Source organism: Rhodoferax sp., from assembly GCF_025354435.1.
In the GTDB taxonomy this organism is placed as follows: domain Bacteria; phylum Pseudomonadota; class Gammaproteobacteria; order Burkholderiales; family Burkholderiaceae_C; genus Rhodoferax_B.
Map to the genome: position 1 here is coordinate 67,593 of NZ_JANXMU010000038.1, position 14,086 is coordinate 81,678.

Below are 14,086 nucleotides of genomic sequence, written 5' to 3' on the forward strand. Positions count from 1 at the left end.
TGCACCATTAGCCATCAAAAGTCTAGCGATACGCCATCGACGGTTTTGCAGGCGGCAGGGTGAACACGGCCACGGCGGCCACCAGGTCTTGCGCCTGGGTCTTCATACTGCTGGCGGCGGCGGCCATTTGCTCCACCAAAGCGGCGTTTTGCTGGGTGGCTTGGTCCATCTGGGTCACGGCCTCACCGACCTGGGACACGCCCAGGCTTTGCTCGCGGCTGGCGGCGCTGATCTCGCCCATGATGTCGGTGGCGTTGCGGATGGCGGCCACCACCTCGGCCATGGTGGTGCCGGCTTTGTCCACCAGCGCGGTGCCCTGGGCCACGCGGTCCACGCTGGCGCTGATCAGCAGTTTGATTTCCTTGGCGGCATCGGCGCTGCGCCCGGCCAGACTGCGCACTTCGCTGGCCACCACGGCAAAGCCCCGACCTTGCTCGCCTGCCCGGGCGGCTTCCACCGCCGCGTTCAGGGCCAAAATATTCGTCTGGAAGGAAATGCCGTCGATCACGCCGATGATGTCGGCGATTTTTTTCGAACTCGCATTGATGCCCTGCATGGTGGTCACCACCTGGGCCACCACCTCACCACCTTGCACCGCCACTTCGCTGGCACGCCGGGCCAATTGGTTAGCCTGGGCGGCACTGTCGGCGTTTTGGCGCACGGTGGAACCCAGCTCTTCCATGCTGGCGGCGGTTTCTTCGAGTGCGCTGGCCTGGTGCTCGGTGCGGGCGCTCAGGTCGTGGTTGCCCTGGGCGATTTCGGCGCTGGCGGTGGATACGCTTTCTGACCCCTGGCGCACCGTGGCCACCACCTGCGACAGGCTGGACTGCATGGCGGCCAAGGCCTGCATCACCACGGCCACTTCGTCTTGGCCCGAGGTGTCGATGGTCTGGTTCAAATCGCCCTGGGCCACGGCGTTGGCCACTTCGCCCGCCCGCAGCAGGGGCCTGGTGATGCCGCGCACCAGGGTGTAGCCAAACAGGGCCGCAAACACGATGCCGACCAGGATGGAGGCAATGACGGTGGTGCGGATGGCGGTGTAGCGGGCCACGGCGTCGTCAAAGTCGCGCTGGGTGTCGGCCTTGGTCAGCACCAGCAGGCCGCCGATGTCGTCAAAAATGGGGTCGAACAAATCGCCAAACTTGCGCACCGCCAGTACCCGCGCGGTGGCCACGTCTTCGTCGGCCAGGGCCTGCAGCGCGGGGCGCAGGCCTTCTTGCATGATTTTTTGCTGCTTGGCCGCGATGGCTTTGACCAGGGTGGCACCATCCGGGTTCATGGGAGTGGCCTCCAGCGAGGCCCAGACCTTGTTGACCTTGAGGATGTTGGCCTCGACCTCGGCCGTGGCCTTGGCAATTTTCTCGGGCACCGGCGACAACAGCGCGTTGGAAATCAGCTGCCGGTTGCGCATAGTCAGGTACTGGAATTCGGCCACCGAGCTTTGGGTCTGCATGCGGTTGTGGTACATCGACTCCATGGCCGCATTGGACTTGGCAATGCCCAGCAAGCCCACCGCCCCGATCGCCACCAGCAAAGCCGACAACACCCCCACCAGCACCAATAACCGGGTCGAAATCTTCAGGTTTTTCATGCGCTCTGTCTCTGTCGCCAAATGTAAGTAATTGTTCAGAATACCCGAATATCTACATATTCTTACAGTCGAACAAAGACAAATGAGCCCAGCTAGGGTTTAACCGGATACGCATGCGGCAGCCCGGAACAGCTATGCTAAACATAGCATACAGTGTAGGTAGAGCACGCGCCAGAGGCCTAAAAAGCTTAAAAAAATGCACCTGTGTGTGCCCCCTACAATCCGTTTCGACTTCAGACACGCAGGACCCCACATGCTATTTGGCTGGTTTAACGCAAAAGAGGCCCAACAATTTGGGGCCGAGCAGGCGCAGTTTTTCATCGCCAAAATGCCGCTGGACACCCAGCGCAAAGACAAAAAAGTAGCACAAAAAACCCAGGGCGCGCTCGACACCATTGCGCTGCGGGTCCAGCAGTTTCAGCGCAGCCACCCGCTGAACATCTACACCCGCGCCAAGCTGGCCACCACCTTCAAGTGGACGCTGAAAGACGCGGGCTATGACGCCGCCTACGTCGAGCAGTTGACCGAATGGCTGGTCAAACGGCTGTGACGTCCTGGCTCAAAAAACTCTTCGGCACTGGCCCGGCACCGGTGGTGCCCGTAGCAGCGCCTGCGGCGGCAGCCCCCACGCCACCCACGGTCGATGCCAGCACCGCGCAGCGCCAGCAGGGCAACCGCTTTCTGGACCAAGGTAATCTTTCGGCTGCCGTGGCCTGCTACCGCCAGGCCGTGGCGCTGGACCCCGCTTCGGCCGATGCCCACACCAGCCTGGGTTTTGCGCTGCAGCAGCTCGGCCAGCTGGCGGCGGCCCAGACCGCGCTGACCCAGGCGTTGGCCTTGCAGCCTGGCAATTTCGATGCCGCCTACCTGCTGGGCCAGGTCCACAACAGCTTGCAGCAGCCGGAGCGTGCGATGGCGTATTTCGAACAGGCGCTGGCGCTGCAACCGGCGTTTGAGCCGCTGTATGGCGAACTGTGCCAAGCCCTGATCCAGGCGGGTGCGCTGGATGCGGCCCGCAAGTTGCTGGTCGAGGGCCTCCGGCGCTTTCCCCAAAACGCCATGCTCCATTTTTTCCTGGGCAACCTGCATACCCTGGCGCAGGAATGGGCCGCCGCCATTGCCAGCTACAGCACAGCGCAGGCTCTGAACCCGGCCTTGACCGAGGCATCGGAAGGCTTGGCCGCGGCCCACCGGCGGCTGGGTTACGCCGATCTGCAGTCGGAAAACTACGCCGCGTCCGAGCAGCACAGCCGCCAAGCCCTGGCGCTGCGCCCCCAGGATGCCCCGGCGCAGAACAACCTGGGCAGCGCACTGGCCGCCCAAGACCGGCTGCAAGAGGCCGAAACCGCTTTCCGTGCCGCGCTGGCCCTGGCCCCCCAAACGGCTTTGTTCCACAGCAACCTGGGTGGCAATCTGGTGCTGCAAGGGCGCTTGGAAGAGGCCGTGACCAGCCTGCGCCAGGCCATCGCATTGGACGACAGCGGCAACCCGGGCGGCTTTTCCAACCTGCTGTTTGCGCTGAACTACCACCCGGACCTGGCGGCAGAGGCCATTTTTGAGGACTACAAGGCCTTCGAGCAGCAGTTTGGCGCGCCGCGCCGGGCGGACTGGCAGCCGCACCCCAACGACCGCAACCCGGCGCGCCGTCTGAAGGTGGGCTATGTGTCACCGGACTTCAAAAACCACGCCGCCCGCTTCTTTATCGAGCCCCTGCTGGCCTGGCACGACCGCAGCGTGGTGGAAATCTACGCCTACGCCGAGTTAGCCCAAGAGGACAGCCTCACCCAGCGCTACAAAAGTTGTGCAGCCCACTGGGTGCCCACCCGGGGCCTGTCGGATGCCGAGCTGGCCCAGCGCATCCGCGCCGACGGCATCGATGTCCTGGTGGACATGGCGGGCCACACGGCGGGCAACCGGCTGGGGGTGTTTGCCCGCAAGCCCGCGCCAGTCTCTTTAAGCTGGATGGGCTATGGCACCACCACCGGCTTGCGCGCCATCGACTACTACCTGACCGATGCCACCAGCGCACCGCAAGGCAGTGAACACCTGTTTTCCGAAGAGCCCTGGCGCTTGCCCGGCAGCTTTGTCAGCTACCGCCCCGGCGCGGCCATGGGCGAGGTCAACGTCCTGCCCGCGCTGGAGCGTGGCTATGTGACCTTGGGCACATTGACCCGCAGCATCCGCATCAACCACCACACCGTGCGGGTGTGGGCGCAGATACTGCAACGCCTACCCACCGCCCGGCTGGTGGTCGACAGCCGCTCGTTTGAAGACGCTGCCGTCAAAAATACGCTGGCGCAGCAGTTTGCCGCGCTGGGCATCGCGCCCGAACGGCTGCAGATGGGATTTACCAGCCCCCCGTGGGACGTGCTGCGCGGCATCGACATCGGACTGGACTGTTTTCCACACAACAGCGGCACCACTTTGTTCGAGACCCTGTACATGGGCATTCCGTTTGTGACCCTGGCTGGCCGCCCAAGCGTGGGCCGCCTGGGCAGCGCCATCCTGCAAGGCGCAGGTCACCCCGAGTGGATCACCCAGAGCGAAGCCGAGTACATGGAAAAAGTGGTCGCCCTGGCCAGCGACCTGCCCGCCCTAGCCCAGATCCGCGCCACGCTGCGAGCACATATGCAGGCCAGCCCGCTGATGGACGAAGAAGGCTTTGCCAAAACGGTAGAGCAGGCCTACCAGGCAATGTTTGCGCGCTGGTTAGAAAAAACCGGAATGCTATTTAATTAGTAGCAACTTATGCAACTTACGTAAGCGCTAGCGGCCTAAAAAGCTTAAACCCAACCCAATAACCACCCCTTCCAAAGATTCCGTGGAACTGGCTCCGCCAAGCCACTGGAATCGCCCCCTGCAAGGGGGTTGGCGCTGCCACATGCGTCCTCGGCTTTTCAAGCCGATTCCGGGGCAGTGGGCAAGCCTGGGGGTGTACTCAGAACTTCGGCATACCCTTCATGCCGCCCATGCGCTTGATCATCTTCATCATGCCGCCACCCTTCATCTTCTTCATCATGTCCTGCATCTGGCCGAACTCGTTGAGCATGCGGTTCACCTCTTGCACCTGGACCCCGGCACCGGCGGCGATGCGGCGTTTGCGGGTGGCCTTGATCAGGTCGGGCTTGCGGCGCTCCAGCGGGGTCATGCTGTAGATGATGCCTTCCTTGCGGCGGATGTCGCGCTCGGCCTTGTCCATGTCCATGGAACCGGCCTTGGCGGCCATCTGGGCGGGCAGTTTGTCCATCAGGCTGGACAGGCCGCCCATTTGCTTCATCTGCTGGATCTGGCTCAGAAAGTCGTTCAAATCAAAGCTTTCGCCGCTTTTGACCTTGGCGGCCAGCTTCTGCGCTGCGGCCATGTCGACGCCGGCCGTGACCTGCTCGACCAGCGCCAGGATGTCGCCCATGCCCAGCACGCGCCCGGCGTGGCGTTCGGCATCGAACACCTCCAGGCCGTCGATCTTTTCGCTGGTACCCGCAAACTTGATCGGCACGCCGGTGACGTGGCGCACCGACAGGGCCGCGCCGCCGCGCGAATCGCCGTCGGTCTTGGTGAGAATGATGCCGGTCAGCGGCAGCGCATCGGCAAAGGCCTTGGCGGTGTTGATCGCGTCCTGGCCCTGCATGGCATCGACCACGAACAGGGTTTCGACGGGTTTGAGGAAGGCGTGCAGGTCCTTGATTTCGCGCATCAGCACTTCGTCGATAGCCAGGCGACCGGCGGTATCGACCAGCAGCACGTCAAAGTAGTGCTTGCGGGCGTAGTCGATGGCGGCGGCGGCAATGTCCAGCGGCTTCTGGTCGGGCGTGCTGGGGAACCACTCGGCCCCGGCCTGCTTGGTGACCATCTTCAGCTGCTCGATGGCGGCTGGGCGGTATACGTCGCCCGACACGGTGAGCACTTTCTTCTTGCGCTTTTCGATCAGGTGCTTGGCCAGCTTGGCGGTGGTGGTGGTTTTACCTGCGCCTTGCAAACCGGCCATCAAAATCACGGCGGGCGGCTGGGTGGCCAGGTTGATGTCGCTGATGCCCTCGCCCATGGTGCGGCTGAGTTCGCGGTTGACGATGCCCACCAGCGCCTGGCCGGGCGACAGCGAGCCCATCACCTCCTGGCCCAGGGCTTTTTCTTTCACCCGCGCAATGAAGTCGCGCACCACCGGCAGGGCCACGTCGGCCTCCAGCAGGGCCATGCGCACTTCGCGCAGCATGTCGGCCACGTTGGACTCGGTGATGCGGGCCTGGCCCCGGATTTCTTTGACCAAGCGGGAGAGTTTATCGGTAAGAGCGGAGGCCATAAAGAAGTGTCCGGGGAGGGTTGTGCAGGCGAAAAAAGGGGATAGGGTGAAACGCTAAACTTCGCCCATGATTTTAACGACCGCGCCCCTTGCCACCGTGCTGCTGTTTGCCGCTACGGCGCTGGCCTATGCCGTGCCCGCGGTGGGGGCCGGAACCTTGAGCATGCGCGCCAGCCGTGGGGCTCTGTGGCTTGCCTGGTTGCTGCACGCCCTGGTGCTGAGCCTGGGGCTGTTTGGCACGCCGCCGCGTTTTGGTTTTGCGCCCGCACTGTCGGTCACGGCCTGGCTGGTACTGACGGTGTACGCGGTGGAAAGCCATTTGTTCCCCCAGCTCCAGGCCCGCTGGGCGCTGGCCGGGCTGGGCGCGGTGGCGGTGCTGCTGGCCTTGCTGTTCCCCGGCACACCACTGCACGAAATGGCCTCGCCCTGGCTGCCACTGCACTGGGCGCTGGGCATTGCCTCGTATGGCCTGTTTGCGGCAGCGGTGGTGCATGCCTGGCTGATGACCCGGGCCGAACGCCAGATGCGCCAAGCCGCCGATGCGACCAGCGGCATCCCGCTGCTGACGCTGGAGCGGCTGACCTTTCGGCTGGTGAGTGCGGGCTTTGTGCTGCTGTCGGCCACGCTGCTGGTGGGCTGGCTGTTTGGCGAACAGCTCTACGGCATCCACGGCTGGAAATGGAGCCACAAAACCGTGTTTTCGGTGCTGTCCTGGCTGACCTTTGCGGTGCTGCTGGTGGGCCGTAGCCGCTTTGGCTGGCGCGGCCGCAAGGCCGTGCGGGTGCTGTACACCGGGGCCGGACTGCTGCTGCTGGGCTATGTGGGCTCGCGCTTTGTGCTGGAAGTGGTACTGGGGCGGGTCACATGAAGCTGCTGATCGTTTTGCTGGCGGTATTGCTGGGCGTGTGGCTGTGGCGCTCGCGGCGGGTGCAGGACAAGCGCCCCACCACGGCACCGCCCAAAGTACTGCAAAACATGGTGCCCTGCCAGGTGTGTGGCGTGCTCTTGCCGCAAAACGAGGCAGTCACCACCCCGCACGGCGTGTACTGCGGCCCAGCCCACCGCAAGCAGGCCGAGCAGGCCCCGCGGTGACACCCACCAGCCCCGCGGCGCATCTGGCAGAGCCTGACCCGCTCGCCCTGGCGCGGGTCTGGTATGGGTTTATGACGGCCCGGGTGACGATTGCGCTGGCGATTCTGGTCTGGCACGGCGCGCTGCTGGCCCTGGGCCAGACGGTGTCGCCCTGGCTGCTGCTGTTTTGCAGCGGCTACCTGGCCAGCGCCCTGGCGCTGCGCCTGACCGGACGGCCCAGCCACAGCGAGCACCCCTCCAAGCGCTTCTGGATTGGCACGGTGGGGGTGGATGCGTTGGTGTTTTCCACTCTGCAGCTGATGCAGTCAGGGGGCAGCATCAACTACAGTCCGCTGCTGGGCTTGCCGGTGCTGCTGGCGGCCGTGCTGGGCCGGCGAGGTATCGCCCTGGGCACGGCGGCGGGCATGACGCTGCTGCTGCTGCTACTGGACATCTGGAAGCTGTACACCCGCCAGGCGGGCGACGAAGCCGCGCTGTTCATGCAAAGCGGCCTGACCGGCATGGGCTATTTTGTGGTGGCTTTTCTGGTCAACCAGTTGGCGGCCCGGCTGGAGCGCGAAGAACAGTTGGCGCTGCGCAGCCAGATGGACGTGCAGTTGCAAACCCGGGTCAACGAACTGGTGATTGAAACCTTGACCGACGGCGTGCTGGTGGTCGACGCCCGCGGCAGCGCCCGCGCAGCCAACCCCGCCGCCCGCCTGCTACTGGGCACCGACAGCCGCACCGGCCAGGCCCCGCTGCAACTGGGCAGCCAGCCCGGCTGGCAGGCGCTGCTGGCCCTGGCGCAAAAGACCTTTGCCGAAGAAAGCACCCAGCAGGCCGATATCCGTATCCAGCACAACGGCCGCAGCCCGCGCCGGGTGCGGGTGCGCACCCGCATGACGCCTGCCGTGGCAGGGCAAACCGACAGCCTGTGCGTGATGTTTTTGCACGATCTGCGGGAGATGGAAGCCCGGCTGCGCACCGAAAAGATGGCCGCCATGGGCCGCATGTCGGCCGCCGTGGCGCATGAAATCCGCAACCCGCTGGCAGCCATCACCCAAGCCAATGCCCTGCTGGAAGAGGACCTGACCGACCCGGCCCAGCAGCGGCTGACCACCATGGTGCGGTACAACGCCCTGCGACTGGCCAAAATTGTCGATGAGGTGCTGGAGATTGCCCGGGTGCCGGTGCACTCCGGGCACGGCAGCGCCCCACCGCAGATCAAGCTGGACGAGGCGGTGGACACCGTCTGCCGCGACTGGTCGCAGCAGGACCCGACCCGGCGCAACGTGCAGGTATCGCTGGGCACGCTGGGTTTGCCGGTGGACTTTGACCCCGACCACCTGCGCCGCGTGCTGGTCAACCTGCTGGACAATGCCTTGCGCTACGAGAGCGGCCAGGTCGGAGCCATCCAGGTCGGCACCCGGCTGCTGCCCAATCGGCAATCCAGCCTGCTGGTGTGGAGCGACGGCCCGCCCATGGAGCAGGCGGTGGAGCAGCATTTGTTCGAACCTTTTTTCAGCTCGGAAAGCCGATCCAGCGGTTTGGGTCTGTATATTTGCCGGGAACTGTGCGAGCGGCACCGCGCCAGCATCGGCTACCAGCGCGCCACCCGCGAGCGCGGCGGTCTGGCGGTGCAAGGCAATGAATTTTTTGTGCAGTTTCGCCCGCCCAAGCCCAGTACCCTGGTGGCCCGCTCTTTTGACATCCAACCGGTCTGATCTCCCCACACTATGGCCCAGCCCCCTTCTTTGCCTGCCGCATCCGTCCTGGTGGTAGACGACGAGCCCGACCTGCGCACGCTGTACGAGCTGACCTTGCTGCGCGAGGGCTACCGCATCGACACCGCCGCCGACCTGCAAGAGGCCCGCGTGCTGCTGGAGGACAAACGCTTTGACGTGGTGATCACCGACATGCGCCTGCCCGATGGGTTGGGCATCGCCCTGCTACACAGCCTGAAGGCCCAGCAGCGGCCCGAGCGCGTCATCGTCATGACCGCCTACGGCTCGGCCGAGAACGCGGTCGAAGCCCTGAAAGCAGGGGCCTTTGACTACCTGACCAAGCCGGTGGATCTGAAGCAGTTTCGTGCCGTAGTGGCATCGGCCATCCAGGACACCAGCCAATCCTCACGTTCTGCGACTCCTAACGAAAAAGCCCCCTTGCGCTTATCAGGTGGACAAGGGGCGCTACAAAAATTGGTAGGCTCATCGGAGGCCATGCAACTGGTCAAACAGCGCATCGTGAAAGTGGCGCGCAGCATGGCGCCGGTGCTGGTGCGTGGCGAATCGGGCACCGGCAAAGAGCTGGTGGCCCAGGCCCTGCACGCCAACAGCCACCGCGCCGCCGGGCCGCTGGTGGCAGTGAACTGCAGCGCCATCCCCGAGAACCTGCTGGAGGCCGAGTTTTTTGGTGCCAAGAAAGGCTCGTACACCGGCGCGGTGCAAGACCGGCCAGGCTATTTCCAGGCGGCCCGCGACGGCACCCTGTTTCTGGACGAAATTGGCGATCTGCCGCTGGCCATGCAATCCAAACTGCTGCGCGCCATCCAGGAGCGCAGCGTGCGCTCGCTGGGCTCCACCCAGGAGGATGCGGTGGACGTGCGGATCGTCAGCGCCACCCACAAAGACCTGGCCGCCGATGTCAAGGCCGGGCGCTTCCGGCAAGATTTGTACTACCGGCTGAATGTGATCGAAATCGCCGTACCGCCGCTGCGCGAGCGTCGGGGCGACCTGCCCGCGCTGTGCGAAGCGCTGCTGGCGCGCATTGCAGCCGAATCCGGCATGCCGGTGCCCCTGCTGTCGCCCGAGCTGCTGGCACAGCTGGCCAGCCACCCGCTGAGCGGCAATGTGCGCGAGCTGGAAAACCTGCTGCACCGTGCCGTGGCCATGGGCGACGGCGAGGCTTTGCACGTCGACTTCAATGCCGACTTTGACGCCACCGAGCCGACACCGCTGCAGGCCTCGCCCCAGGAGCTAGGCGCCAGCACCACCATCCCCACGGACCTGCAGGCCTTTCTGGACCAGCAGGAGCGCGACATCCTGGTCAAGGTGTTGCACGAGACCGGCTTTAACCGCACGGCCACGGCCCAGCGCCTGGGCCTGAGCCTGCGCCAGATCCGCTACCGCATCGAGCGCCTGAACATCGCCACCCCGCAAGACAATGAACCCCAAGACTCCTGAACCGCAAGCGCCTTTGTGGCGCAATGGCTGGTACCGGTTTGCGCACCAGCACAAGTCCCCCAACTTCGGCCCCCGGCCCGAAGGCGCGCGTACCGACCTGGTGGTGGTGCATTCCATCAGCCTGCCACCGGGCGAGTACGGCGGCAACCATGTGCTGGCTCTGTTTGGCAACACCCTGGACTGGAGCGCCCACCCGTACTTTGAAAGCATCCGCGGCTTGCAGGTGTCGGCCCACTTCTATATCCGCCGCCAGGGTGAGTTGTGGCAATTTGTGAGCGCCGACGACCGGGCCTGGCACGCTGGAGCCTCGCACTACCGGGGCCGCAGCAACTGCAACGACGACTCCATCGGCATCGAACTCGAAGGCCTGGAGGGCCAGCCTTTTGAGCCTGAACAGTACGACACCTTGGTCAGCCTGCTGGCCGCGCTGAAGCCCGCCTACCCCATTCTCCATGTGGCAGGCCATGAGCACATCGCACCGGGTCGCAAACACGATCCGGGGGCCGGATTTAACTGGCAGGCGGTGCAGCGTGGCACCGGCTGGGATGCGCGCTGCTTTCCAGCGGCGGTTCAAATATAAAAAATGTAACAATGCGTGCCCTTTCCGCGCTGGGCAAGCCGCCACCGAGAAGGGCGTAGACCCAAGCACTGTGCCGTTTTGCAGGGCAAATGCCCCGCAAAGCCGCTTGTTTACTGGGTGTGCATACCGCCCGCCTGATGGGACAACGCTTGCCGGGTGATTGCCGCCGCAGGCTCTGCAAAGCCCCCAGGCCAGTGCCGCTACCGAGGTCGCGATACACTACCGGTAGTGGCTTGAATTGATTCCAGACCCTATATATAGTGTCTGACTTGCATTACAAAGCGCCCCAATTCCATGACCCGTACGGGCTCTTTACCGTTTTTTGCGGAAATCCCCGCCTGTTTTAGCCCGCCCATTCCACTCTCACTGTCAGACTCCAAGGAAACCATGCAAACTGCATTGAACACCCCCTCCGCCGTCCAGCCGCTGCCATCTGCACTGCGCCCTAGCGACCGCAGCGACACCAGCGACACCAGCGCGCCCGAGATGCTGGCGCACTACCAGATCATCCGCCGCAACGGTGCGGTGGTGCCTTTCGAGCCGGGCAAGATCGCCATCGCCATGATGAAAGCCTTTTTGGCCGTGCATGGCACGCAAGGCGCGGCTTCGGCCAGCGTGCGCGAAGTGGTGGACACGCTGACGCAAGGTGTTGTGCGTGCGCTGGTCCGCTCGCGCCCCGGTGGCGGCACCTTCCATATTGAAGACGTGCAAGACAATGTGGAACTGGGCCTGATGCGTGGTGGCCACCACGAAATCGCCCGCGCCTACGTGCTGTACCGCGAGCGCCACACGCAAGAGCGCGCCAAGCAGGTCGCCGAGCAGACCCCAGCCGCCCCCGTATTGCATGTTCTGGACGAAGGCCAGCGCGTGGCCCTGGACACGGCCCGCCTGCAACAGCTGATTGAACAGGCCTGCGCCGGTTTGGGCAGCGAAGTCACTGCTGCCCCTATCGTGGCCGAGACCATGCGCAACCTGTACGACGGCGTGCCCATGGAAGAGGTCTACAAGGCCGCTATCCTGGCCGCCCGGACCCTGATCGAGACCGATCCCGACTACACCTATGCCACCGCCCGCCTGCTGCTGCACACCATTGCCAAAGAGGTGCTGGGTGCCGACCTGACGCAGGCCGAGCTGGCCGCAAAGTACGTGGATTACTTCCCCCAGTACATTCAGAAAGGCGTGGATAACGAGCTGCTGGATGCCGCCCTGCTGACCTACGACCTGCCCCAGTTGGCCGCGGCCCTGAAGCCCCAACGCGACCTGCAGTTTGACTACCTGGGCCTGCAAACCCTGTACGACCGCTACTTCCTGCACGTGCGCAAGACCCGCATCGAGCTGCCCCAGGCTTTCTTCATGCGCGTGGCCATGGGCCTGGCGCTCAATGAGACGAACCGCGAAGCCCGCGCCATCGAGTTCTACGAAGTGATGTCGTCGTTCGACTTCATGTCAAGCACGCCCACGCTGTTCAACAGCGGCACGCTGCGGCCCCAACTCTCCAGCTGCTACCTGACCACCGTGCCCGACGATCTGGACGGCATTTACGAGTCCATCAAGGAAAACGCGCTGCTGTCGAAGTTTGCCGGTGGCCTGGGCAACGACTGGACCCGTGTGCGCGCCCTGGGCAGCCACATCAAGGGCACCAACGGCGAATCCCAAGGCGTAGTGCCGTTCCTGAAGGTCGTCAACGACACCGCCGTGGCGGTGAACCAGGGCGGCAAGCGCAAGGGTGCGGTCTGCACCTACCTGGAAACCTGGCATCTGGACATCGAGGAATTCCTGGAGCTGCGCAAGAACACCGGCGATGACCGCCGCCGCACCCACGACATGAACACCGCCAACTGGGTGCCCGATCTGTTCATGCGCCGGGTCATGGAAGGCGGTAGCTGGACCCTGTTCTCGCCCAACAACGTGCCCGATCTGCACGACAAGTTCGGCTCCGAGTTTGAGACCGCCTATGTGGCTTACGAAGCCCGCGCCCTGCGCGGTGAAATCATGCCTTCGCGCACCCTGCCCGCCAGCGATCTGTGGCGCAAGATGCTGACCATGCTGTTTGAAACCGGCCATCCCTGGATCACGTTCAAGGATGCCTGCAATGTGCGTAGCCCCCAGCAGCACGCTGGTGTAGTGCACTCCAGCAATCTGTGCACCGAAATCACCCTGAACACCAGCGACACCGAAACGGCTGTCTGCAACCTGGGCTCGGTCAACTTGTTGCAACACATCACCAACGGTGCACCCGATGCCAATGGTGTTGTATCCAAGGTTCTGGACCACGCCAAGCTGCAAAAGACCATCACCACGGCCATGCGCATGCTGGACAACGTGATCGACATCAACTACTACGCTGTTACCAAAGCCCGTAACTCCAACATGCTGCACCGCCCGGTCGGCCTGGGCCTGATGGGCTTCCAGGACAGCCTGTACGAACTGCGCATCCCCTACGCCAGCGAAGCTGCCGTGGCCTTTGCCGACACCTCGATGGAAGCCATCTGCTATTTCGCCTACTGGGCTTCCAGCGAGCTGGCCAAAGAGCGCGGCCAGTACTCCAGCTACAAGGGTTCGCTGTGGGACCAGGGCATCCTGCCTCTGGACACCCTGGACCTGCTGGCCAAGGCCCGTGGCGGCTATGTGGATGTGGACCGCTCCGCCACCCTGGACTGGAACAGCCTGCGCCAGAAAATCCAGGCCGACGGCATGCGCAACTCCAACTGCGTCGCCATTGCGCCCACCGCCACCATCTCCAACATCATTGGGGTGGATGCGTCGATCGAACCCTGCTTCGGCAACCTGTCGGTCAAATCGAATCTGTCGGGTGAATTCACGGTCATCAACAGCTACCTGGTGCACGACCTGAAACGCCTGGGCCTGTGGGACAACGTGATGCTGATGGACCTGAAGCACTTCGACGGTTCATTGCAATCCATCGACCGCGTGCCGCATGAAATCAAGACGCTATACCGCACCGCGTTCGAAGTGGAAACCACCTGGTTGGTAGAGGCCGCATCGCGCCGCCAGAAGTGGATTGACCAGGCCCAGTCGCTGAATATCTACATGGCTGGTGCCTCGGGCAAAAAACTCGACGACACCTACAAACTGGCCTGGACGCGTGGCCTGAAAACCACCTACTACCTGCGCACCCGCAGCGCCACCCACGTTGAGAAATCGACCGTGGCCGCAGGCCGCATGAATGCCGTGTCTTCGGGCCAGGCACCCAGCCAAGCCATGAGCGCCATCGACACTGCCGCCGTAGCCGCACGCCAACAAATGAACGCCGATGCCCTCAGCGCCAACCCCGCCACCGACATCAAGTTTTGCGCAATTGACGACCCTGGCTGCGAAGCCTGCCAGTAAGCCTGCCAAAGCAT

Annotated in this window: 10 protein-coding genes; 8 read left to right on the plus strand and 2 right to left on the minus strand. The window is 63.9% G+C overall.

The annotated features are described in order from the left end of the window. Positions 1-22 precede the first annotated feature (22 nt). Complete coding sequence (locus Q0T48_RS10020) at positions 23-1,591, minus strand: methyl-accepting chemotaxis protein (protein WP_295955817.1); 1,569 nt, start codon at positions 1,589-1,591, stop codon at positions 23-25. A gap of 253 nt (positions 1,592-1,844) precedes the next feature. On the opposite strand from Q0T48_RS10020, the gene Q0T48_RS10025 reads away from it, so the two are divergent. Further along, on the plus strand, positions 1,845-2,141 hold the full coding sequence (locus tag Q0T48_RS10025; protein ID WP_295955818.1) for a hypothetical protein: 297 nt from the start codon (positions 1,845-1,847) through the stop codon (positions 2,139-2,141). Next, positions 2,138-4,330 carry a tetratricopeptide repeat protein gene (locus Q0T48_RS10030; protein WP_295955820.1) on the plus strand — a complete coding sequence of 731 codons (2,193 nt, stop codon included), beginning with the start codon at positions 2,138-2,140 and terminating at the stop codon, positions 4,328-4,330. Before Q0T48_RS10025 ends, Q0T48_RS10030 begins: the two co-directional genes overlap by 4 nt. Positions 4,331-4,529: 199 nt before the next feature. Here Q0T48_RS10030 and ffh read toward each other — a convergent pair whose 3' ends face one another. Further along, positions 4,530-5,888: a signal recognition particle protein gene (gene ffh / locus Q0T48_RS10035; RefSeq protein WP_295955822.1), complete on the minus strand. Its 1,359-nt coding sequence runs from the start codon at positions 5,886-5,888 to the stop codon at positions 4,530-4,532. Between the two features lie 67 nt (positions 5,889-5,955). Here ffh and ccsA point away from each other — a divergent pair, with 67 nt between their 5' ends. The 6 genes from ccsA (at position 5,956) to Q0T48_RS10065 (ending at position 14,072) form a co-directional block, all read left to right on the plus strand. Then, positions 5,956-6,756: a cytochrome c biogenesis protein CcsA gene (gene ccsA / locus Q0T48_RS10040; protein WP_295955824.1), complete on the plus strand. Its 801-nt coding sequence runs from the start codon at positions 5,956-5,958 to the stop codon at positions 6,754-6,756. Then, positions 6,753-6,980, plus strand: coding sequence for a PP0621 family protein (locus Q0T48_RS10045; RefSeq protein WP_295955826.1), 228 nt, complete (start codon positions 6,753-6,755; stop codon positions 6,978-6,980). The genes ccsA and Q0T48_RS10045 overlap by 4 nt, the downstream gene beginning before the upstream one ends. After that, entirely contained in the window at positions 6,977-8,683 is a 1,707-nt protein-coding gene (locus Q0T48_RS10050) for a HAMP domain-containing sensor histidine kinase (protein WP_295955828.1), read from the plus strand. The genes Q0T48_RS10045 and Q0T48_RS10050 overlap by 4 nt, the downstream gene beginning before the upstream one ends. Before the next feature lie 12 nt (positions 8,684-8,695). Then, positions 8,696-10,141 carry a sigma-54 dependent transcriptional regulator gene (locus Q0T48_RS10055; RefSeq protein WP_295955829.1) on the plus strand — a complete coding sequence of 482 codons (1,446 nt, stop codon included), beginning with the start codon at positions 8,696-8,698 and terminating at the stop codon, positions 10,139-10,141. After that, on the plus strand, positions 10,122-10,721 hold the full coding sequence (gene ampD / locus Q0T48_RS10060) for a 1,6-anhydro-N-acetylmuramyl-L-alanine amidase AmpD (RefSeq protein WP_295955831.1): 600 nt from the start codon (positions 10,122-10,124) through the stop codon (positions 10,719-10,721). The genes Q0T48_RS10055 and ampD overlap by 20 nt, the downstream gene beginning before the upstream one ends. Before the next feature lie 387 nt (positions 10,722-11,108). Continuing rightward, a complete protein-coding gene (locus tag Q0T48_RS10065) occupies positions 11,109-14,072 on the plus strand; it encodes a ribonucleoside-diphosphate reductase subunit alpha (RefSeq protein WP_295955833.1) in 2,964 nt (987 codons plus the stop codon). Positions 14,073-14,086 lie beyond the last annotated feature (14 nt).

Excerpts from the sequence above, each read along its gene's own strand:
- Q0T48_RS10020 (WP_295955817.1), bottom strand. The coding sequence starts at position 1,591 with ATGAAAAACCTGAAGATTTCGACCCGGTTATTGGTGCTGGTGGGGGTG.
- Q0T48_RS10025 (WP_295955818.1), top strand. The coding sequence starts at position 1,845 with ATGCTATTTGGCTGGTTTAACGCAAAAGAGGCCCAACAATTTGGGGCC.
- ffh (WP_295955822.1), bottom strand. The coding sequence starts at position 5,888 with ATGGCCTCCGCTCTTACCGATAAACTCTCCCGCTTGGTCAAAGAAATC.
- ccsA (WP_295955824.1), top strand. The coding sequence starts at position 5,956 with ATGATTTTAACGACCGCGCCCCTTGCCACCGTGCTGCTGTTTGCCGCT.
- Q0T48_RS10045 (WP_295955826.1), top strand. The coding sequence starts at position 6,753 with ATGAAGCTGCTGATCGTTTTGCTGGCGGTATTGCTGGGCGTGTGGCTG.
- Q0T48_RS10055 (WP_295955829.1), top strand. The coding sequence starts at position 8,696 with ATGGCCCAGCCCCCTTCTTTGCCTGCCGCATCCGTCCTGGTGGTAGAC.
- ampD (WP_295955831.1), top strand. The coding sequence starts at position 10,122 with ATGAACCCCAAGACTCCTGAACCGCAAGCGCCTTTGTGGCGCAATGGC.
- Q0T48_RS10065 (WP_295955833.1), top strand. The coding sequence starts at position 11,109 with ATGCAAACTGCATTGAACACCCCCTCCGCCGTCCAGCCGCTGCCATCT.